Below are 23,309 nucleotides of genomic sequence, written 5' to 3'. Positions count from 1 at the left end.
TGTTGCGTGGATTCAGTCCCTGGGTGAGCGAACTCCACTCAAGTTTGCATAACGCGATCTGTCGCGTCAACTTCCAACTTGAGCCTCATCCACTCAAGGCTGCTGACCTGCACAACGGAGGGTGTGGCGAATTTGTTCCCGAGGGAGCGGCTGCGCCGCACGTGCATGGAAATTCGGTGCCTGCTACGAACTTCTACTCACATGGGGCGAAGCCCCTCCACAGCAGTACGCCGCGACGATCAGCAAGGATCGTCGCGGCGCAGCGGGGAGAAAGCTGTTGCGGAAGGAATTACTCGGCAGGCTCCTCGGCCGGTGCGGGAATGCAGCTGTGGCTGAGCAGGCCACCGGTGATGTTGTCGAGGAAGTTCGCATCGAGTGCACTGGCGAATGCCGCGGCACCGGCGGGACGAGCGATCCATTCACGATCGACCGAGGGCACGGTGTATGTGGCCGCTTCGCCTGCCTCGATGGTCGCCTCGGTGTTCTGACCCTGCACGCCCGGCAGTGCGCCGTAGTTGACGTTGACGTTCGAGGCGTCGTCCACGCCGACGTTGTCGACCTTGACCTGCAGTGCGACGACACCACCCTCGGGTGCGTCCTCGACCGTGGTGTCGCAGACGGCGGCCATGGTCACCACCAGGTCCGGGCTTTCGAGCACCACCGAGCCGAGCGGGCCGACGGGTTCGGGTGCCGGTTCGGCCGATGCTGCCGGTGCGAGGGCGACCGCACCGATGGCGGCGGCCAGAGCGGCCGTCGAGGCCAGGATCGATGTGCGGGCAAGACGTCGCATGAACAACTCCTGTAGCTGAGGGGGATGTGACTCATGAGTCTGATGTGACAGATGGGTCAGTTGGTACCTGACTCACTATGGCCTATCCGAATCAGACATTCCACACCAGGCGGTCTCGATTCGATGACGTTCGCATATCGAAGGAAAGGGCCCCTGACGAATCACACCCGTGTAGTTCGGCGTAGGTTTCACCGGTCGGCGAGCCAGGTTTCACCGCTCACCGATCAGGGGAACCACAACCCTGCGGATCGGCCGCGCCCTACGTAGGGTTGAGGAAAAGCGAGGCTACGGAGGCACATGGATCCCGAAGTGCAGCACGAACCGAGCGAGATCACCTACGACGAGAAGTTCTATCCGGCTCGGCCGAAACCACTTCGACCCTCGGTGCGTCGCGCCAACCGAAGCAACAGCCCCACTCCCGACAGCGAACCGGTGGCGTCGAACCCCGAGTACGTGGACTGGCTCACCGAACAGTCGATGCTGCGCGATGCCAAGTTGATCGCCGAGCAACTCTCGGGCAAGGGCAGCATGTGGCAGAACCCGTATGCCGACCCCGATCCGCGCGCCGCCGTCGAGCGCGCACCGGTGTGGTTCACCGCGTACCCCATCTCGGTGATCAACGCCCCACAGACGAGTTTCCTGAGCACTCTCGGCGACGAGAAGCTGTGGCAGGCGTTCTCCGAAATCGGTGTCACCGCAGTGCATACCGGCCCGGTGAAGGTGGCAGGCGGTATCCACGGTTGGCGTCCGACCCCCTCGGTCGACGGACACTTCGACCGGATCGGCATGCAGATCGACCCCGCATTCGGATCGGAAGAAGAGTTCCGACGCCTGTGCGTGGTGGCCTCGGCGTACGACGGCATCGTGATCGACGACATCGTTCCCGGCCATACCGGCAAGGGCGCGGACTTCAGACTCGCCGAGATGGCCGTGGCCGACTACCCCGGCATCTACCACATGGTCGAGATCGAACCGCAGGACTGGCATCTGCTGCCGCGAGTGCGGGCCGGTGCCGATTCTCAGAACATCGACGCCGAGGCCGAGGCCAATCTCGCCCGCGCCGGATACATCATCGGTCAGCTGCAGCGTGTCATCTTCTACGAGCTCGGCGTGAAGGAAACCAACTGGAGCGCAACACCTCCCGTCGTCGGTATCGACGGCGTCGAACGTCGCTGGGTGTACCTGCACTACTTCAAGGCCGGTCAGCCGTCGATCAACTGGCTCGATCCCTCCTTCGCCGGAATGCGACTGGTGATCGGCGACGCATGCCATTCCATCGCCGATCTGGGTGCAGGCGCACTGCGGTTGGACGCCAACGGTTTTCTCGGTGTGGAGCGTCGAGCCGAGGGACCGGGCTGGTCCGAGGGCCATCCACTGTCCGAGGCAGCGAACCACCTGATCGCCAGCGTGGTGCGCAAGATGGGCGGGTTCACCTTCCAGGAGCTGAACCTGACCATCGACGACATCAAGGCCATGGGTGCCAACGGAGCCGATCTGTCGTACGACTTCATCAACCGCCCGGCATATCAGCATGCCCTCGTCATGGGGAACACCGAATTCCTCAGGCTCACCATGACTTTGGCCCGCGATCACGGCGTCGACACGGCGTCTCTGGTGCACGCGTTGCAGAACCACGACGAGATGACGTTCGAGCTCATCCATTTCGCCACCCTGCACGCCGAGGACGAGTTCACCTACGGCGGCGAGGCGGTCAAGGGCAGCGATCTGGGCGACCGTATTCGCGGTGAGCTGACCGATCGACTCACCGGACGGTGGGCACCGTACAACCGAACGTTCACCACCAACGGAATCGCCTGCACCACAGCGAGCGTGATCACCGCATCGCTGGGCATCCGCGATCTGGACCGCATGGACGAGCGAGACATCGACACCGTCAAGCGGGCCCACCTGCTGTTGGCGATGTACAACGCCTTGCAGCCGGGCGTGTTCGCCCTGTCGGGCTGGGATCTGCTCGGCATTCTGCCCATCGACGCCGAGGAGGTCGACGACCTCATCCGCGAAGGTGACACTCGGTGGCTCAACCGTGGTGCACACGATCTGATGGGGTACTTCCCCGAAGCCGTGCGCTCGGAGTCGGGGATTCCCCGCGGGCGCAGCCTGTACGGCTCGCTCCCCGAGCAGCTGGCCGACCCACAGTCGTTCGCCCGCCAGTTGGCGCGAATCATCGAGTTGCGCAAGCGGTTCGGAATCGCAACCGCTCAGCAGATCGATATTCCGACGGTCTCGCACAAGGGCCTGCTGGTCATGGTGCACGAGCTCAGCCAGGGAACCATCCAGGCGACGGTACTCAACTTCTCGTCCGAGGAGATCAGTGCCACCATCCAGTCCAAGCACCTGGTGCCCGGTACATGCGCCGTCGATGTCTTCGACGACAACGAGATCGCCACCGTGGACGAGCTGAACAGCTTCCCGATGACCCTGCGTCCGTACGAGGGTGTGCCGGTGGTGCTGCGCTGAGACAGCAGCCCGTCACCGCCGACGGATAGACTCCTGCACGTGGCCGATGAACAGAACGACCCGACATCGCGGAGGCCCCGCCCTCCCCGTCCGCAACCACCGCGGCCCGATGTCGCCGTCGAACCGCTGCGGCCACGGCAAGAGCCCACTTCCTCGGTACTGCCGAAGGTCGCGAATGCGCTGTGGGCACTGACAGCGGCACTGATTCTCGCGTTGGCCGCCGCGGTCGCCCTGAACTGGGAGCCTGTGCTCTCCGGCGTCGAAACTGCAGTAGCGCAACAAGATTCGACAGCAAGTGCGGCCGACGTCCGCAACACTGCCTCGGCCACTCTGCTGTCCAGCGGGGCCGCCGCGGCTGTGCTCGTGCTGCTCGGTTTCGTGGCACTGAATCTACTGCGCAATGCAGCGACGTCGTCGAAGGTCCTGATGGGCGCGGTCGGAATCCTGACCGTCGGTGCATCGATCACGTTCTCGACGTTCGTCTCCGACGCTCCCGCGTTGCTCGGTGGCGTCCTGCACTGGGGGCCGTTCGTCGTCGCGGGTACCTCCGCGGCCACCACCCTCGTCGCGCTCGCACCCCGGCGCTGACGAGTCGCGTCCGCGCGTCCGAAGAACACACGGTACCGGTCATCGTGTGGTTGAGTGAGTGCCGACGTCCAGGAAGGTGCCTGCCGATGGTTGACGGAAACGATGGCCATCCCAGATTGCGGGTGGTCGGAGTCGGCAGTTCGGCCGGTGGACTGGACGCGGTCGCCCGGTTACTCTCCGGAGCTCCGGCCGCCGCTTCCTGGTGTTTCGTCGTGGCTCAGCACCGAGCTCCGAATCAGGACAGTGCCCTGGTGGAACTTCTCTCGCACCACACGACGATGGCAGTGGTGGCCGCCGTGGATGGAGCGAAGCTCGAACCTGGGGTCGTCTACGTGGGGCCTCCCGGCTCGGACATCGTGGTCGCGAAGGACTCGATACGACTTCCGCAACCCAGTCCACAGAAGCGACCATGGCCGAACATCGATCGGTTGCTGCAGTCGTTGGCCTCGGAATTCGGCCCCGACGCCGTGGGCGTGGTCCTGTCCGGCAGCGGCGGTGACGGTGCCGCCGGGGCGACCGCGATCCGCGACGGCGGCGGGGTCGTTGCAGTCCAGGACCCGACGACCGCGGCATTCGAGCAGATGCCCACCTCCACACTCGACACCGGGTCGGTGAATCTGACCGCTCCTGCCGAGTCCATCGGCACCGAACTGCACGACCTGTTGTTCGGGCGATCGGCGCGCCCTGCGGACGAGCAGACCGGTCCCACAACGCACGGGGCAGCGGACGACCGACCCCGGTCGGAAGTCTCGACCGACACTCCGGATCCGGACGCGGCATATCTGGCGACGATCGTCGAGTGCCTGCGCCTGGCCACCGGTATCGACTACTCGGGCTACAAGCGTTCCACGTTGAGTCGACAGATCGAGCGTCGTCGACACTATAAAGGGATCTCGGTGGCCGAGTATGCCGCCTCGCTGGCGGACGACACCGCCGAAGCCGGTGTACTCGCACGAGCGATTCTCGTCAGTGTCACCTCGTTCTTCCGCGACGGAGCAGTGTGGGAGACCGTGGGACTGCGGTTGAAGACCGTGGTCCGTTCGCTGGCGGCTCACGAACCCCTCCGCCTGTGGATACCCGGATGTGCAACGGGAGAAGAGGCTTACACGATTGCGATGTTGGCTGCCGATGCTCTCGATGGTGCCGAGAACAGGAGTGGGCTGAGCAGCAGATTGAAGGTGTTCGCCACCGACCTCGACGACTCTGCGCTGACCGTCGCGCGGCGAGGCCAGTACCGCGCCACCGAGGTCGAGGCCGTTCCACAACGGCTTCGTGACCGATGGATGTATCAGTCCACCGCCGGATGGGCCGTCGTCCCGGAACTGCGCGAGTGCATGATCATCGCTCGCCACAATGTGGCGTACGACCCGCCGTTTCCTCGGGTGCACCTGATCTCGCTCCGCAACACACTCATCTATTTCGAGCCGCGCCTCCAGGCACGGGTGATGGATCTGTGCCACTACGCCCTGGTGCCGGACGGGCTCGTCGTCCTCGGCTTGTCGGAGCGAATCTCCAATGTCGATGCCGTGTTCACCGCGGTCGACTACACACACCGAATCTACCGGCGGGGCGACTCGAGCCGCCTGCCGTCAATCGCCATGACTCGACGCCTTCAAGCTCCACCGGCCGGCGGGGCCAATTTCCCGAGCGGCACAGGCCCGACTCGCGCCGACACCGAACTCCCATACCGCCGCATACTCCAGATCACCTCGGCTCCGATGCTGATCGTCGACGACCGCGATGTACTGATCGAGGTGATCGGCGACGTCTCACGATGGTGCACGGTCGGCGAGGGTAGACAGACCGGGGCGGTGGCCGAGATCATCCGGGAACCCTATCGCCTCAAGGTGCGGACGCTACTCAGTCGACTGCGTCAAACCGATTCCACAACAGTGGAATTGGTGGCCGGCGAGGCACATCGCGTGCGCATCACGGGCGCTCGGGTATCGACGGAGTTCACGACCCGGACGGTCGTGTCGTTCCGCGCCGAGGAGTCTGCGCCCACGCACGGAACGGTGGATTCGTCCACACCCGTCCTGGACATGAATGCACAACTCGACTCCACGCAGCGGGCGCTGGAGGCCATCGTCGCCGACCTCGGATCTTCGAACGAAGAACTGCAGGCGATGAACGAAGAGCTGCAGGCATCCTCGGAGGAATTACAGGCCACCACCGAAGAAGCCCAGGCCGCCAACGAGGAACTCGAAGCGACCAACGAGGAGCTGACGACCCTCAACCAAGAACTCCAAGCGCGCACCAACGAGGCGCAACAGGCCAACTCCGATCTCACCAACATTCAGTCGTCGCTCACCAGCGGACTGATCATCATCGACCGCGAACTGCGCGTCACCCGCTTCACTCCCCTCGCCGTTCGCTTGTTCTCGTTGATCGACGCGGACCGAGGCCGACCGCTCACAGCCATTCCCTCCACGGTCGAGATCCCCGGCCTCGAAGAGGACCTCAACGCGACACTCGAACATCGCCAGTCGCGCATACGCGAAATCAGCAGCGCCAACGCCGATTACCTTCTGCAGACCCAGCCTTATCTGGGTTCCGACGGCGACGTGCGGGGTGTCATCGTGGTGGTGACCGATGTCGGCGAGATCAGCGCCACGAGGCGGGCTCGCGATGCCGCACTGAGCAATTTTCACCTCGTTGCCGACTCCATCCGCGAGATAGTCTGGCAGCGCGACGCCACCGGCACGCTGACGTTCGTCAACTCACGCGTCGAGGACATCTACGGTCTCGACCGCGACAGGGTCATGGCGGAGCCGCGGCTACTTCTGTCGACCGTGCACCCGGAGGACCGAGACCGAGTCGCCACTGTTTCTGCTGCTGCCGAACAAGATTGGACATGCGAGTATCGCATCGTCCGTCCGGACGGATCGATTCGTTGGATCGAAGAAGTTGCCCACACGGTCCGTACGACCGACCCCGCCGACCGACTGGTCATCGGCAGCGCCGTCGATGTCACGGACCGCCGAGTCTTCGAGGACCAGGCAGCGGAGCGGAGTGCCGTACTCGACGCACTCTTCGGCACGGTCACCGCCGGAATCGTCGTGCTCGATCGCGAGAACCGGATACTGTCCATCAGCACCGGTTTCACGGCCATCACCCGATTCGAGCCACACGAATTGATCGGAACGAGCCTGTCGATGCTCATCGATCGAAGGGCCGGAGCCGTGGCCCCTTCACCCGAGATCGAACCGGGTCCGGCGGACAACGGTGCGTTCGACAGCTGGACGGTCGTCGACGCACATGGATCGTCGCATCCGATCAGTATCGAATTCCGTGCCGTACCGGTGAAATCCGACTCGCCCGCCGGACCGCATTCGGTTGCAATCGTTCACGACACCTCACGGATACGCGAAATCAGCGCCGACCTGGCCGCTCGGGAACAGTTCGACCGACACACCGGTCTGCTCACCAGGCAGTTCTTTCGATCACGCCTCGCCGAACTCCTGGATTCCGGGACCACGAGAGTCGCTGCACTGTGGATCGACCTGGACGACTTCAAGGAGATCAACGATCGCTTCGGGCATCGTGCAGGTGATGTCGTACTGCGCACGGTTGCTGCACGACTGCAGCAGGCTGCACGCCGACACGACATCGTCGGTCGTCTCGGCGGCGACGAATTTGCCGTTCTCGTGACCCGAAGCGAGGACCTGGACAGCCTCGAGATCCTGACGCACAGAATTCTTCTGGACTTACGGAACCCGATCACCCTCGTCGACGCGACGGTGTACGTCTCGGCATCGATCGGTATCGCCCTGAGTCCGGACGACGGCACAACTGCGGACGCACTGCTGCACAACGCCGACACGGCCATGTACGAAGCGAAGAAAGGCGGCCGTGACCGTCACATGTACTTCGCTCCAAGCATGAACGCGATCGCAGACGACCGGGCATCGATCCGCCACGAGCTGGGAGAAGCGTTCCGCAACAAGGATTTCGAGTTGCACTACCAGCCGATCGTCGATGTGAGCACCGGCCGGGTGACGATGCTGGAGGCACTGGTCCGATGGCGGCGGAACGGGGTCGTCGTTCCCGCTCAGGAGTTCATCGACCACGCCACTCAGACAGGCCATCTCCGGGCGTTGGGAAAGATCGTTCTCACGTTGCTCGATGCGGATCTGAACCTACTCGAAGACGAACTCGGTGAGACCCGCCCACAGGTGGCCGCGAATTTCTCCGGAATCGAACTCGACGAACGCGACGTCATCGACCGTCTCATCACCTGGGCACCACCAGGAGGGTTCGACAAGCTCGTCATCGAGGTCACCGAATCGGCATTGCTCGACGAGCACGGTCGAGCCCGAAACACCCTGGGCATACTGAAACGATTCGGCGCGAAGATCAGCATCGACGACTTCGGCACCGGATACTCGAACCTCGAGCTGCTCGACAGACTCGAACCGGACGTCATCAAGATCGACCGATCTCTGCTTCAGCGAGCATCGAGTCACCCGCGCGGCCGAGCCATTCTCGATGCCGCTGTGCGACTGGCGAAAGCGCTCGATGCACGAACCGTAGTCGAAGGCGTGGAGAGCCAACAGATGTGGGACTACGTGTGCACACTGGGCGTGGACATGGCGCAGGGATATCACATTGCCCGACCGATGCCGCTACGCCAGGCGATCGACTGGATCGCCGCGGCCGATTCGGCCCGATAGATCAGGCCAGAGACGCGAGTATTCCTTCGGCGCTGCGGGCCGCCGTGGCGCACGAAGTCGAGGTGAACCGGTCCAGCAGTGGATGCTCGGACAATGCGCGCCACTTGTGCACGGCCGCCAGCGCGGTGTCGCGCTGCTGAGCTCGTCCGGCATCGGGAGGCAGATCGAGACGCTCGGTGGCAGCGATACCGAAGCCACCGATGATGCGCTGCAGCTCGAGCAGTCCGCCGTCGGGCAGTTTCGGTGTGGTGGAACGCAATCGACCGAGCAGACGCAGTTCGGCGAATCCGTGCACGTCGGCGAGCATTCGGCCGGCCTCGGTGCGAAGCGCGTGAGACTCCGGCCTGAACTCCAGGATCCGTTGCAGCGCAACCAGAGCCGAATGCAACTTCAGCTGGTCGGCACGTTGACCGAACTGCACGTCGATCACCGACCGAAGTTCGGTGAGCCCACTGCGCTCGACCAGATCGGCAGCCAGCGTCGGCGAATCGCGCACCCCGAGCCGAATCAACGTCACAGCCATCCGAATACCGAACAGCCCGAACCGGTCGACGATGCTGGCCCGCAGCGCTGCATCGACCGGGAGCGTGCTCTCCGCGCGCACGAAACGGTCGGCCGAGAGCATCGCCAACTGCAGATCCTCGGTGGGCACGGTCGCCAGCATCTCGAAGGCCGCGAACTCGTTCTGCCGCAGGGTTTCCGCGCCGAGCGCGAGCAGTCCTGCAACCGGAACCACCGCCTGGCACAGGCCGGTGGCCTCGAGTTCGGACGCGAATCGCGCAGCGACCTCCTTGGCCGACATCATCGCGTCCATCCGCCCCGAACCCACCTCGTCGGCTCGCGAGACGACGCCGATCACACCGAGCGGTCCCGAATCGCCGCCCACGTGCGCGCCGATCTGACCGAGAAACGACACGTCGGTCGCATTGAGAGTGCGCAGCAGATACACGACGGCGTCCGCACCCGACGACGAGTTCTCGGGCGTGAGCATCGCCAACGTGCGTGCCGACACGTCTCGCGACAGAGACGAGGTACCGGGGGTGTCGATGATCGTCGTCTGTGCCAAAGCGCTTGCAGGCCATTCGACGTCGAGTCGGTCGACCTGTGCGGCCGTCAACGACCCGAGGTCGAAGGTCAATCGCCCGTCGCGCCGTTGCACCGGCACGTTCGCGGCTCGGTCGCCGTCGTACCAGGCCGTGACGGCGGGAGTGACGCCGTTGCGATACCACGTGACGACCTTCGTGCACTCGGTGGCGTCGGTCGGGGCGATATCCTGCCCGACGAGAGAATTCAGCAGCGTCGACTTACCTGCCTTGAGTGATCCCGCGAGGGCCACCCGCAGCGGCTCGTCCAGGCGGTAGAGGCATTCGTCGAGCATCCAGGACGCTTCGGCATCACCGGAGTACGTCGATCGTGCCGCAGAGATGAGGTCGCGGGCCCGGGCGAGAGCCGCCACGCTCATACGGCAGCGTCCTCGACCAGAGATACTGCCCGAGAATTCAGTTCGGCCACCACCCGCATGTCCTTCTCCAGCGCGGCGATGCGAGCGGCACGGTCGGTGTTGTCGGCAGCGGCGGCCTCCTGCGCCGAGCGCAACGACTCGTTGAGCGAGCGCAGCGTCTGCTCGGCGATCGAGGTGAAGTGATCACGCAGGACTCGCTGAATCTGTCGCAGCCGGTCCTTGGACTCCTTGCCCACCTGGAAGCTGACGTCGTCGGTGAATCGCCTGATCGCGATCTTGGCCTCGGACCGCCGCGCTTTGACGCGGTTCTCCTTGTCCTCCTTGTACGCCTTGGTGCCCAGCAGTACGCCCGCACCGATCGAAATAGGGTTGAGCAGACTCAATCCGACGAACGTGGTGATCAGGCCGAACATCAGCACACCGCCGTAAGACCCGCGCATTCCCACCAGGACCTTCTGGGTGATTCCGATACGACCGGATTCCAGATCGGCCAGGGACGAGACGGGATCGAGGACGTTGTCGAGATCACCGAGGTCCAGATCGGGCAACGCTGCCGCTCCGGACGAGGCGAAGTGTTCGGCCACCAACTCCGAAAGCCACAGTGCCCGTTCGTGAGCCCAGACGAAGTTGTCGCCCACCGACGCGGCGATCTGCTCCTCGAGCCACTCGCCGAGCTGCGGCCAATCCTTGCCCGGATCCCCCTCGTCGACGGTCTCTTCGGCTTCCCGGGTGACGCGCCGCAACCGGTCGCGCAGATCGTGATCGATGTCGGAGGCGAGATCGGCGATACCGTCACCGAGCGTCTGCTGCCATTGCGACGACCGCTTGTGCAGCTCCTCGGCGGCGGCCTTGGCGCGCTGCAGCCCGGCGACGGCCGCGGCGGCCCGCTCCGGATCCTTCAGTGCCGCAAGCTCACTACCGAACGAGAGCGTCAGATGTTCGGTGACAGAACGGACATCGAGCGAGACCGAGGAGCGCGCCAGCACATCCGCCCGGGCCACCACGTCGTCCCGCAGAAACGCGTAGAGCTGCTGGAAACCGGACTCGGCGTTGAGTTCCTCGTCGTTCAAACGCAGTGCGTGCGAACGCAACAGAGACGAGACCGGCAACATCTGCACGTCGATGCCTGCGCGATCCAGGTGTCCACGATTGGCCTCGACGATCTGCCGCCAGTGCGGATACAGGTCGATCTTGGTGATCAGCACCGCCACGGCCGGGCACAGTCCCTGTACCTGCCGGAGAAAGGACAGTTCCGGCTCGGTGAATTCGCGCGAGGCATCGGACACGACGAGCACCGCGTCGGCCGACGGAATGAGACCCAATGTGCCTGCCGCGTGCGGATTCGTGTGCCCACCGACTCCGGGAGTGTCGACCAGTACCAACCCGTCGGCGAGCAACGGGCTCGCCACCCCGATGTCCAGGCGCAACACCTCACGGCCCTGGGCCAGCGGACTCGACGGGGTGACCGTCGTGATCTGCTCGGGCGGAACATCGACTCGAATCGGTTCGTTGCCCGGATCGGCGAGTACGAGCTGCGCGGACAGGCTCTCGGCATTGGACACCACGGTCGGGATGGCGGTGGTCTCGTCGTCTCCGACCGAGCACACCGTCAGATTGAGCAGCGAATTCACGAACTGACTCTTGCCCTGCTTGAGCGGTCCGACCACGATGATGCGTCGACGTGGATCCAGCACTCGCGAGCGCGCCGCCTCGACTCGATCCACCAGGTCGGATCTTCCCGCCGATGTCGCCACCGCCGCGGTTCGGCTCAGCAGCTCTGCCAGCTCCGTAGATTGCCCGTCCATACGCTCGTGCTCACAACCGTTCTCGTCGACTTCCGCGGTACCCGGGCTCCACTGACGCCCAGGAACGAACTCTAGCTACGACTCGGCCCCGAGTGCCGGGGAACACTCGGGGCCGAGTCATGTCATTGCCTACCCGCAGGCGAGGGGATCAGGGCTGCGTGGGGTCGAAGTCGTGATCGACGGTCACATGTCCCAGGGAGTCCGCTGCCGAGTCCACCGAACCGTGCAGGCTCGAGTCGCTGAACAGGCTCGAATCGGTCTCGCCCTGACCGAAGACGTCCGAGTCGACGCTCGACCAGCCGGAGCCGTTCGCCGTAGCCGAGGAATCGAACGAGCTGGACTGATCGAACGATCCCGATGCCGCGGAGGAAAGGCTGCCGCCGGCGTCCGCCAGTCCCTCGACACCCGACTGCAGGCCACCGGTGAGGCCGCCCGCGGCCTGGCCACCGAGGTCGGCAGCGGAATCAAACCCGCCGCCCGCGGAAGCCGCAGCGTCCGCACCAGCATCCAAACCCGCACCCACGGTGGACGCGAAGTCGCCTCCGATCGAGGCACCGGTGTCCAGTCCTGCGCCGAGGTTGGACGCGATCTCGCCGCCCACCGAGGTTCCGGCGTCGACTACTCCGCCCGCGGCACCCTCGAGGCCACCGGCAACCGAGCCTGCAGCTCCCGCGGCACCTTCGAGGCCCGCACCTGCGGACGCCGCTGCGTCGATTCCGCCGCTCACCGCACCGGTGACGGCTCCTTCGAGTCCGGCACCGGCCGAGGCCGCCGCATCCACGCCGCCTGCGACTCCGCCTGCCACTCCGCCTGCCACTCCGCCTGCCACTCCGCCCGCGATACCGCCGCCGAGGCTGCCGAGTCCGGCCAGGCCGCCGGTCAGACCCGCACCTGCATCACCCACTCCGGCCAGACCACCGGCCACACCTGCACCGACGTTCCCGACGCCTGCCAAGCCACCGGCCAGTTCGCCACCGACGTTTCCGACGCCGGCCAGGCCACCGGCCAGATCGCCACCCACGTTCCCGACGCCGGCCAGACCACCGGCCAGATCGCCACCGACGTTCCCGACGCCGGCCAAGCCACCGGCCAGATCTGCACCGACGTTTCCGACGCCTGCCAAGCCACCGGTCAGATCGGCACCGACGTTTCCGAGGCCTGCGAGTCCTCCGGTGAGGCCCGCGCCCAGTCCGCCGAGTCCGGCCAGGCCGCCCGACAGGTCTGCGCCGAGTCCGCCGACTCCGGCGAGTGCTCCTTCGACGGTTCCCGAGAGGTCTGCTCCGGCGGCAACTGCTGCGTCGATCGCTCCGACGAGTCCTGCGCTGACGTCGGCTCCGGCTCCGAGTGCGGCTCCGAGGTCGAGTGCTGCGCTGGTGTCGAGTACCGATTCGAGGGCGGTGCCGAGCTGGGCTCCGGCTGCTCCGCCGACGCCGAATGCCGTTCCGAGGATTCCTTCGAGGCCGCCGGCAACTCCGCCTTCGAGGCCGCCGACAAGTCCGCCGCCGATGTTTGCGCCTGCTCCGATCGTGCCGTCGAGTGCAGCGTCGAGTGCGGCGGTGAGGCTGCCGACTGCGCTGGTGTCGAGATCGAGTGCGGTTCCCAGTGCGCCGCCGACAACTGCGCCGAGGTTGCCGCCCGCGGCCAGCAGGGCGTCGACATCGAGGTCTGCGAGGGCACCTGCGTCGAGGACTGCTCCGAGCGCGGATCCGATGGATCCTGCGATGGCACCGTCTGCGGCGAAGAGACCGCCCAGGCTCGCGCCGACTCCGCCTGCGAGGTCGCCGACCAGTGCGCCGCCTGCGCCGAGCGCTCCGTTCAATGCGGCACCGATGTCGGTGGTCAGGTCTGCTCCGATGGTTCCCAGCCCACCGAGTGCGCCGCCGATTCCCGCGGTCAGAGCGGCACCGAGGTCGCCGGCGATGTCCAGTCCGGCTCCGGCACCGAGTGCGGCGTCGAAGACTCCTCCGAGGGCAGCGCCGAGCTCTGCGCCGATGGTTCCGCCGACTCCGAAGACCGCACCGAGTGCGCCGGCCAGGCCGCCCTGGATGTCGGCCAGTGCGCCGAGATCGACGGCACCGGTCGCGCCGATGGCGGCGTCGAGTGCTGCCTGCAGCTGTGCGGCGATGTCTCCGCCGATCTCACCGCCGATGCCTGCGCCTGCGCCGATCAGTCCGGTCAGTGCCGCGCCCAGTCCGACGGTTCCGCCGAGCAGACCGTCGAGGTCCAGATCCACGCCGCCGCCGAGCCCGCCGCCGATACCTGCGCCTGCACCGATCAGGGCGTCGAGTGCGCCGCCGAAGGCAGTGCCGAGCTCGAGACCGATCTGGCCTCCGACGGCCAACGCTGCTGCGAGTGCTGCCTGCAGGGAAGCAGCGATCTCACCGGTGACGTCGATTCCGCCGGTCAGGCTGCCGCCCGCTGCGAGTCCGCCGCCTGCGACTGCGCCCGCTGCCAATCCGAGTCCGGCGGACAGTCCGCCACCGAGGCTCGCGCCTCCGGCGAGTGCGCCGTCGAGTCCCGCCGACCCGCCTGCACCCAGGATGGCCGAGAGCTGGCTGCCCGCACCGGCGAACAGTCCCGACTCCGCGACCAGAGGTGCGACCGCGACGATGTCGGCGTGAGTGACGTCGCCGAGTCCCGCGGCGGCCAGCGTCGTCTCGGGATTGGCGCAGTAGGCGGCTGCGGCCTGGTCGTCGCGCAGCAGGCTGAGGATGAAATCGAGTACGGCGTTGGTAGCCATCGTGGGTCTCCTTGACGAGGGGTGTTTCGTGGTTGATCACAAAGCTATGCACCGCAGAGCCCCCGCCCAACGGGGCCGATCCCCCTACTCCCCCGGGGGTTGCCAGGGGACTTCGATTAGGGGATCTCGGCGCTTTAGGGGATTTCACTCGTTTCACGCTCTAACCTGCTGTGAGACGTAACGAATAGGTAGCTTCTGCCGACAGTGCGAGTAACGGCAGTAGTACCGACGGCAGCGCGAGACGAAGGCGGCGACACGACGATGAACGCAGGGCTCGGCATACGTATCGGTTCGGTGACGGCGGCGGCCGCACTGGACACCGATCCCGTCACCTCGGTGGTCAAGCGTTCGGCACTCGACCTCCGCCCGGGCGAAGCTCCGCGTCTGGCAGAGCTGTGGGACCGGTCCACTCGGAATCTGATCAGCGGCTTCGCCGACCGGGTCGGCGATCCGGTGGAACTGATCGACGACGACGGCCGCAGCCATCACGCCGAGGACCTGTACGCCACCGCTGCTCGCGCGCTCGTCGCCGAGGCCTCCGCCGGAACCGAGTCCGCTCCTACCGTCGTCGTCACTCACCCCACTCGCTGGAACGCGTACACCGCGGAGGTTCTCGGTGACGCGCTGGACCGCGCGGGGCTCACCGACGTCACGCTGGTCCCGGAGTCCGTCGCAACGATGCGCTGGCTCGAAGTCACCCGAGGAACGCAGTCCGATGGCCTGGCCGTGGTCTACGACCTCGGTGCGACCGCACTCGACGTCACTCTGATGCGCACCGGCTCCGAGGCAGGCACCGTCGGCACGGGGGTTCACTCGCAGGAGTACGGCGGAGCGCAGTTCGATCACGCGATCATGCAGTACGTGCTCGACACCGTCTCGGGCAGCCAGTCCTTCGAATTCGATCCCTTCGATCCCGATACCGTCGGCGCGCTGGTGGAACTGCGGGCACGCTGCGGTGAAGCGAAGGAACAGCTCTCCTACGACACCTCGACGTCTCTGACGGTCGACCTGCCGGGCCTGCACACCGAGGTTCGCCTGGTGCGCTCCGAGCTCGAAGAACTGGTGCGCGCATCGCTGCTCGGGTCGATCGGGGTGGTACGCGACGCCGTCACGGCCGCCGGTCTCGACGTCACCGACATCGACCAGGTGGTCCTCGTCGGTGGCAGCTCGGCCATACCACTGGTCGCCGAGCTGATGTCGTCCGAACTGCGTGCACCCGTGGTCGCCGGACCGCGTCCCGAACTGACCGTCGCAATCGGTGCCGCGATTCTCGGCAGCGACATCGCCGACGCCACCTCCTCCGACGACGCCGCAGCCTTGGCCGCGGCGCCCACCACGGCAGTGGCGTCCGCTGCGGCAGCCGCGCCGATGCCTCGCCCCACCCCCAGGCCCGCACCGACGCCGACCGCCGTCGAATCCGACGCAGGGATGTCCGGTCGCAAGAAGGCCGGCGTCGTGGCCGGATCCGTTCTCGTCCTCGCCCTTCTGGCCGGCGGAGGCCTGTCGGTGGGAACGGCGTTGACCTCCGACAACACCACTCCGGCTGAATCGAACGCGGAAACGTCGATCTCGAGCACCGAGACGCCGGGAACCACCGCAGCGGTGGCGGATGCCGCTACGACGACGGCGGCCACCGGCGAGAACGGTGTCGCCGCAACCGGATCCGAGAGCGCACCGACCACGGTGGTCAACGCCGACGGCACGGTGACGCAGATCGACCCCGCCACCGGCGCTCCGGTCGCGGGAGCGCCTGCTGCAGCCCCAGCCGACAACGGCGCGGCCACGGTTCCGACTGTCCCGTCCGTCGCTGCTCCGACCGTTCCCAACTACCAACCGCCTGCCGTGCAGGTTCCGCAGGCACCGAGCGTCCCCCAGTACACTCCTCAACCGTTGCCGAGCGTCGGCAATCCCATACCGCGGGTGACAAATGGTCTTGAGAACACTGTCGACGCCGTAACGGGTCTGGTTCCGAATGTTATAGACGGCCTCACGCAGTAATTCACGTGACCAGCACCCATTCCGGACTCGTCGGCGTCGAGCGTGCCGATCGTTTCGTCCGTGATGCACTCGCCGCCGACGGATTTCATATCGTCGTCGGAGTGAACGGCTCCGGCCGATCCGCGGTTCTCGAGTCGGTTGCGGCGTCGACGGACGTGTACGCGGGCACCATCGCCGACGCGCCGTCCGGCTCCACGATTCTCGTCGATGATGCGCACCTGCTGTCCGAGCAGCGTCTCGACGAGATCGCAGCGGCTGCAACCCGATCCGATATCACTCTGATCGTCGCCACCGCGCCGCGCAGTTTCGATTCACGCATCGAGAAGCTGATCGCGTCCGCCGGCTCCAACCGATTGACACTGGTTCCGCTGGACAAGGTGGCCATCGCGGCCAGGGCTGCAGCAACCGTCCGGCCGATCTCGGCGTCGCTCGCCGCTGCCGTCGCCAAGGCGACCGGCGGAGTTCTCGCCGCTGTCGACGCGGCCCTCGGTGCGCTCGGCGGGGACCGTTCCGATCCGGCTCCGCTTCGCGTGGTCGCCGAATCGATTGCCGAACAACACCGTCGGATGCTGATCGAGAGCACCGACGACACACGGGCACTGCTGCTCGCAGCTCGGTTCGGCGTCACGCCCGACCCGGCATCGGCCGCGCAGGTCGTTCCGCGTGCGACCGATGTCGAGTCGATCGTCGATCTGGCCTGCAGCTCCGGCATGCTCGACACCACGGGCACGTTGATTCCGTCCGCCGAGGCCCCGCTGATCGAGATGATCGGAGACGGGCGCTGCCGCGTCCTGCTCTCGTCGATCACCGAGGTCGCCACCCGATCCCGCCTGCTCGACGCCACCGCGGCCCGTGCGTTGGCGGAGCGCGGCGTCGTTCATGCCGGGCTCGCCGATTACCTTGTTCAGCAGGCGGATTCGGCTCCCGTCGATGCCGCCGGTGCCCTGTACGGCGCGGCCGTCGAGGCAGGGTTCGATTCGATGATGCTGGCTGCGAGACGGTCCGAGGTCGCGGCGGCCACCGGGGATCTGGACGAGGCGGCGAGATTCGCCGATGCGATTCTCGACGGCGCCGCGGGGTGCGATGCGGCGGATCTGCGGACCGCGGTGCGAGTGTCGGCGTCGATTGCGGCGCAACGCGGAATGTCCTCGCGCAGTGCGCAGTTGTTCGCCTGGCTCGGCGAGGACCGACTCGGACCCGACGCCGTGTGGGCTGCCCTGTCCGCCGCGGCAGCCGGTGATCGCAGCGCCGCCGACCGTTCCATGGCTGCCGTGTCCGCTCTCGCGCCGACGTCGAGTACCGCGTCGGGCAGCCTGCTGGTCACCGGAGTGATCGGGTCGATCGATTCGCGGAACGCAGCGGCGTCGAGTGCGAGTGCGAATGCACTGATGCGGGCAATGACGTTGACGGGCAATGCATCCGATCGCTCGTGCACACCGGATACTGCCGCTGCCGTGTCGGCCTTGCACGCGGTGCACTGCGGCGATCTGCCCCGGGTGGATTCCATCGTGACGCGGGCACTCGGCGAACATCGTCCTGGTTCCGAGGCGCACACCAGGCTGAGCCTCGTCGGGGCCTGGGCGTCGATGCTGCGGGGAGAGACCGCCGATGCCGGTGCCGCGATCGAGGCACTGCGGATTCCGGTGTCGCACGTGCGCAATCAGTTGTTTCTGCACGCGATTCGGGTGGGTCTGGCTCGTAGGTCCGGTGACTCGGGGTCACTGATCACGGCATGGACCCAGGCGCAGAGCGTGATCGCCGAGTACTCCACAGACCTGTTCGCGCTGCTGCCCCTGGGCGAGTTGCTACTGGCCGCAACACGACTCGGCCAGGTGGACCGCGTCGAACATCTGGTGTCGCAGGCAACCGATCTGCTCGCAGCGCTCGGCGATCCGCCCGTCTGGGCGTCGGCGCTGCACTGGTACCAGGTTCAGGCGGCCATCGTGGCCCAGACTCCCGACGCGTTGGTGCCGCACGCCAAGGCCCTGGCCGCTGCCGCTCCGACTCACCCGTACAGCGCCGCTCTCGCCGCTGCCGGTCGCGCATGGCTCGGGGTGTTGCAGGGCAGACCCGACGCAACCGAGGTGGAGACCTCCGCGCGCACCCTCACCGCCTTCGGGCTGCCATGGGACGGAGCCCGACTGGCGAGCGAGGCCGCCCTGACCGTCACCGATACTGCGACGGCGACGTCGCTGCTGCACATCGCCAGGTCGTTGCGCCAACCCAGCTCGACCGGGCGCGACAACCCGCGGTCGACGCCGCAGTCGACGGGCTCGCTGAGCGAACGCGAGGCCGAGGTCGCCGAACTGCTCGTCCTCGGAGTCACCTATCGCGAGGTCGGCAGCCGGCTCTACATCTCCCCGAAGACCGTCGAGCATCATGTGGCCCGCATCCGGCGCAGGCTCGGTGCCCAGTCGCGATCGGAGCTGATCTCGATGCTGCGCGCCATGGGCTACGGGGCCTCGACCAGCGTGGGCGTCGACCCTGTAACTGTGCGGGGACCGGGAGCGACATAACGACCGAGCACCACTCCCCGAGTCGAGAACAGGTAGCAGCACCATGACCGAGCAGCCCGGCAGTGCGAGTGTCGGCGCACCGGATGTCGGCCTCTACCTGGGCGACGAGCGCGCCGTCGCCGCCGTGTCCCATCCGATCGCGCCCGGACCCTCGCTGCACCTGGCGTCACTGCACGAGACCGTGCTCAACACTCATCCCGACGGCACCGTCTCGCTCGGAGATGCGACCGACGACGAGTCCGAGGCCTACACACATTTTCTCGACACCCTCGCCGACGGCGTGGGTGTCAGCGGCAGCAAGGGCACTGTTCTGCCTGCCGAGCAGCTGACGTCGATGGCCCTGCTGTGCCTTCTCACCGAGGTCGCGTCGTCGATCGATCTGCAGCCGCGTGATCTGGCGGCGGCCGCGACCTACCCTGCCCGCTGGACGGCCGAGCAGGTGTTCGCTCTGCGTTCGGCGATGAACGCACACGGCCTCGCCCACGTCTCGCTGGTGCCCGAAGCCGAGGCGCTCGCCGCGTGGAACGCGTCGGTCCTGCAGACCCTGCAGAAGAAGGACTCCGCCGTCGCCGCCGCCCGCGGTGCTGCGATTCTGGCTGCTCAATTCCCCGTCGATGCCGTCACCGAGCGGTTCGCGGTGATCTCCCCGACCGGATCCGACCGTCGCCCACTCTTCGCTGCGGCGGCGTTCGCTGCTGCGTTGACCGTCGGTGCCGCACTCGTCGCGCTGCAACTCGGTACGTCCACCGATACCGCGGTCCCCACCATCGACAATGCCCAGGTGGTGCCGCCGACATCCTCGATCGGCTCCGGGTCGGGTGGCCCGATCGACTTCCCCACCGTCGTTCTCGAGCCTGCCGCCGAAATCGCTCCCGTCGTTCCGCTGCCCGCGACCACCACGTTTGCGGAGGAGACGACTCCGACCGGAACCTCCGACCTCCCGCGGAGCGAGCCGACCGAGACCGAGATCTCGACACGCCCGGCGAACGAGGCACCCGAGGACACCACCCCCGAAAAGCCTCCGATCTTCGTCGAACCGGTCGAGCCGGAACTGCCGGTCGAGGAGCCGACCGACCCGCCCACCGAGACTCCCGAATCCGGCCAGGACACCGAGCAGACTGCATCCGAGCAGGTTCCGGCGGCCCGCGGCGGCACACCCTCCGACCGGGAGCCGAACAACCGATCGACAGGGGACACTCGATGAGCGGTACCGGTCACCTCGGAATCACCGTGGGCAACACCAGGTCCGTCGCGGCCTACCGCGCATCGGTGGAGGACGAACCGACGATCGTCGTCCTGCCGACGACCCTGCGCTTCGACGAGGACGGCCGCGCCCACCTCGGTGAATCGGCCGACACGGCCCCGTTCACCCGGTTCGTCGATCTGGTCGGTCAGCAGGAGGATCTCGAGCCCGACGCCGACGCCTACCGCGCCGAGGACCTGATGGCCAACGCCGCCAATTGCCTCGTGACGATGGTGTCGGCGAAGGACGGCGTGGTCGGCGACATGCCCGTCACGACCATGACGTACCCGATGCGGTGGACCCGGGCCGCCGTCGCCCTGCTGCGCGACGCCCTCGATCACACCGGCCTCGCCGACGTTGCCCTGGTGCCCGACGCCAAAGCCTCGAGCGCGTTCGCGCAGCCGAGCTCTTCGGCTGCGGTCACGGTGGTCGACATCGGAGCCACCGGCACCGACATCTCCACCTATCCCGGAGGTGGGACCGTCCGTGTCTCCGGCGTCGGCGGAGACGCCTTCACCGACGCACTCTTCGATCACGTGGTGACCGATCGCGAGCACATCGACCTGTCCGACGCGGCAGTGCTGGCTGCCCTTGCCGGCGTCGTCGCCTCGTGCGAGGCGGCCAAGCAGACCCTGAGCACCGCCGAGACCGCCACGATCTCCGTCGAACTTCCCGGTGTCTCGCAGTCCACGACGGTGACACGAGCCGAGTTCGCGGACCTCGTCGCGCCGTTGCTACACCGGCTCGACGTACCGGGGACCGGCACCGTGATACTCACCGGTGCCAGCGCCGCACTCCCGTCGGTCGCGACGCACCTCGGTGAACGCTCGTCGGGCCGAGTCCTCGTCGAGCCGCTCGCGGCGACCCGCGGCGCACTGATACTCGCCGAGGTCGAGGACGTCGACGGCAACTCCCTGGTGACCGGTGCCGCGCCGATCGTCACCCGTAACGACGGCACGGAGTCCCTCGACACCGACGCCATCCCGGTCGTCGCGCCGGAACCGTCGCTCGCCTTCTCCGAGGCCATTCCCGCGGTCGCTCCGGTGTTCGACCATTCGGAATTTCGATCCGAGCCGATCGTTCCGGTCGACGAGAAAGCCGCGACAACCGGTTACGTTCCCGCCACCCCGGTTGTCGACGCATCGGCAGGGGCGAAGAAGGAACGCAGCGAGCGCTCCCGAACGATCGCCACCATCGTGGCCGGCGCAGCGGCAGGCGTGGTCATCGTGCTCGCCATCGCGGCAGTGAGCGGAGTGTTCGGCTCCGGCCCCGCCGCGACGCCTCCGACCGTCACCGATGCCGGCTCGCCGATCGTCACCTCGACTCGCACGCCGTCGACCACCACCGCGAGCCCCGTCGAGCCCGTCGTCGTTCCGGAAGTGATCGACGAGCCGACGTACGAGCCGTACGTCCCGCCCGCGCCTGCTCCCCAGCCTGCCCCGCCGCCTGCGCCGGTGCCCGCGCCGACGAGGGTGGTCCCCACCACGACACCGGTGGTCACCACGACTCCGGTGACGACAACCCCGGTCACCACCACGACTACGACCACCACCACGACCTCGACTCCGGTAACGACCACGACCGACCCGGTCCCCAACCCCTGACCTGCACGAACACTGATTCTGCGCCCGATGCCCTAGGGTGGGTCGCTGATGCCAAGCACCCGATGAAGGGATTTCATGCGTAACACCGGGGCGCTGCGTGCCGCAGTGCTGTGTTCGACGGCTTTCGTTCTTCTCGCTTCGTTCTCCGGGACGGCAGCAGCGGACCCCGTCGTCCAGTCACCCGCCGATCAGCTTCCCCGCGAGCTCGTCGAGGCCGTGCAGCGAGATCTGAAGATCTCCCCGCAGGAGTACCTCGATCGTGCTGCTCGCGCGCAGGAACTGTCCGCATACGCATCGGACTTCCGGGCCAGCCGTCCCGCCGACTTCGCCGGTGCCTGGATCGGGCCCGACGGCAATGCCGTCGTCGCCGTCACCTCGCCTGCTGCCGCGCAGGCCGTCGCCAAGGACGGATACGCCACCGCGCAGTCGCCCGTGTCGGCAGACGGACTCGAGAAGTCGCTGGCCGATCTCAACAGTTGGATCGCGGGCCTCCCCCGCGAGATCTCGGAGCAGATCAACGGAACCGCCATCGACTTCATCGACAATCAGATCGTCATCGACCTGGTGAACAGCCCGATCGGCAGCGCACTGAATCTGCCGACACTGCTGGCGAACATCAAGGTCATTCTCTCTCCCGGCGGAAACAAGCCGGTCGACCCGACTCCGATGGGCGGCGACACCTACGTCACCACCTCCGGACCCATAGCCGACGCTCCGGCCACCGACATCAGCATCTGCTCGTTCGGCTTCAACGCCGTCGACCCCTCCGGTGCCGCCGTCAATCTCAGCGCAGGCCACTGCAATCCCGACAAGGCCACCGGATCCGGCGGCGCACCGGTCTATCTTCCCGACCCGGCCGATATCGCACGCAGCACGCAGATCGGGTCGTTCGATCGGTCGAGTCTGGGGGCGGAGGACGGCCTCGACTGGTCGGTCATCGCGTTGAACGACACCGGCATCGCGTCCGGACTCGACCGCCCCACCGTCCGTGGCGCGAACGGCAGCACCGTCACCGTCACCGGAACAGCATCACCGGTCATCGGCGCACCGGTCTGCAAGTCCGGGCAGTCGTCGTCGTTCACCTGTGGAGTGGTTGCGGCCGATCGCGTCGAGACGCAGCTCTACATGGAGGACGGCACGTCCCGCACCGTACGCGGATTCGCCAGCACCGCATGCACTCTCGCAGGCGACAGCGGTGGCGCCATCGTGACCGGGACACTCGCCCTCGGAATCACCAGCGGATCCAACAGCGGCGGCGCACCCGACTGCAACGAGGCGAACCTCGCGCTGGCACAGTACGGCGGCACCGCCAGCCTGGGCATTCCCATCGATCAGGTCACGCGCGCAACGGGAGCCACGCTGCGAACCGACTGAGTCGGGTACTTCGGGAGCCCTCCACCGCCTATAGTCGT

Annotated in this window: 12 protein-coding genes; 8 read left to right on the top strand and 4 right to left on the bottom strand. The window is 66.7% G+C overall.

All coding sequences use genetic code 11. The features are described from left to right. Positions 1–289: 289 nt before the first annotated feature. The gene (locus tag CH276_RS05610) at positions 290–790 is read right to left on the bottom strand and encodes a Pro-kumamolisin, activation domain family protein (protein ID WP_094630296.1); all 501 of its coding nucleotides are present in this window, start codon (positions 788–790) and stop codon (positions 290–292) included. Between the two features lie 297 nt (positions 791–1,087). On the opposite strand from CH276_RS05610, the gene treS reads away from it, so the two are divergent. The 3 genes from treS to CH276_RS05595 all read left to right on the top strand — a co-directional run bounded on the left by treS (position 1,088) and on the right by CH276_RS05595 (position 8,529). Next, a complete protein-coding gene (gene treS, locus CH276_RS05605) occupies positions 1,088–3,268 on the top strand; it encodes a maltose alpha-D-glucosyltransferase (protein ID WP_032396074.1) in 2,181 nt (726 codons plus the stop codon). Between the two features lie 39 nt (positions 3,269–3,307). Then, positions 3,308–3,856, top strand: coding sequence for a hypothetical protein (locus CH276_RS05600; protein ID WP_032396075.1), 549 nt, complete (start codon positions 3,308–3,310; stop codon positions 3,854–3,856). An 86-nt stretch (positions 3,857–3,942) separates the two neighbouring features. Then, positions 3,943–8,529 carry an EAL domain-containing protein gene (locus CH276_RS05595; protein ID WP_094630295.1) on the top strand — a complete coding sequence of 1,529 codons (4,587 nt, stop codon included), beginning with the start codon at positions 3,943–3,945 and terminating at the stop codon, positions 8,527–8,529. Between the two features lies 1 nt (position 8,530). Here the strand turns inward: CH276_RS05595 and CH276_RS05590 are convergent, their stop codons facing one another. The 3 genes from CH276_RS05590 to CH276_RS05580 all read right to left on the bottom strand — a co-directional run bounded on the left by CH276_RS05590 (position 8,531) and on the right by CH276_RS05580 (position 14,536). After that, positions 8,531–9,991 (bottom strand): dynamin family protein, encoded by a 1,461-nt coding sequence (locus tag CH276_RS05590; RefSeq protein ID WP_032396077.1) that lies wholly within the window; start codon positions 9,989–9,991, stop codon positions 8,531–8,533. Continuing rightward, on the bottom strand, positions 9,988–11,796 hold the full coding sequence (locus CH276_RS05585; RefSeq protein WP_032396078.1) for a dynamin family protein: 1,809 nt from the start codon (positions 11,794–11,796) through the stop codon (positions 9,988–9,990). Before CH276_RS05585 ends, CH276_RS05590 begins: the two co-directional genes overlap by 4 nt. Before the next feature lie 148 nt (positions 11,797–11,944). Then, entirely contained in the window at positions 11,945–14,536 is a 2,592-nt protein-coding gene (locus tag CH276_RS05580; protein WP_094630294.1) for an IniB N-terminal domain-containing protein, read from the bottom strand. 261 nt (positions 14,537–14,797) lie between these two features. On the opposite strand from CH276_RS05580, the gene CH276_RS05575 reads away from it, so the two are divergent. The 5 genes from CH276_RS05575 to CH276_RS05555 all read left to right on the top strand — a co-directional run bounded on the left by CH276_RS05575 (position 14,798) and on the right by CH276_RS05555 (position 23,271). Continuing rightward, a complete protein-coding gene (locus CH276_RS05575) occupies positions 14,798–16,534 on the top strand; it encodes an Hsp70 family protein (protein WP_094630293.1) in 1,737 nt (578 codons plus the stop codon). A gap of 5 nt (positions 16,535–16,539) precedes the next feature. Continuing rightward, positions 16,540–19,050, top strand: a complete 2,511-nt coding sequence (locus CH276_RS05570) for a helix-turn-helix transcriptional regulator (protein WP_094630292.1) — start codon at positions 16,540–16,542, stop codon at positions 19,048–19,050. A gap of 43 nt (positions 19,051–19,093) precedes the next feature. Continuing rightward, complete coding sequence (locus tag CH276_RS05565; protein WP_094630291.1) at positions 19,094–20,254, top strand: hypothetical protein; 1,161 nt, start codon at positions 19,094–19,096, stop codon at positions 20,252–20,254. Further along, the gene (locus tag CH276_RS05560; RefSeq protein ID WP_094630290.1) at positions 20,251–21,897 is read left to right on the top strand and encodes an Hsp70 family protein; all 1,647 of its coding nucleotides are present in this window, start codon (positions 20,251–20,253) and stop codon (positions 21,895–21,897) included. The genes CH276_RS05565 and CH276_RS05560 overlap by 4 nt, the downstream gene beginning before the upstream one ends. A 75-nt stretch (positions 21,898–21,972) precedes the next feature. Next, complete coding sequence (locus tag CH276_RS05555) at positions 21,973–23,271, top strand: S1 family peptidase (RefSeq protein WP_032396082.1); 1,299 nt, start codon at positions 21,973–21,975, stop codon at positions 23,269–23,271. The last annotated feature ends 38 nt before the right edge of the window (positions 23,272–23,309 follow it).

The organism is Rhodococcus sp. 06-470-2, assembly GCF_002258235.1.
Lineage (GTDB): Bacteria > Actinomycetota > Actinomycetes > Mycobacteriales > Mycobacteriaceae > Rhodococcoides.
This window is presented reverse-complemented; position numbering and strand designations above follow the sequence as displayed.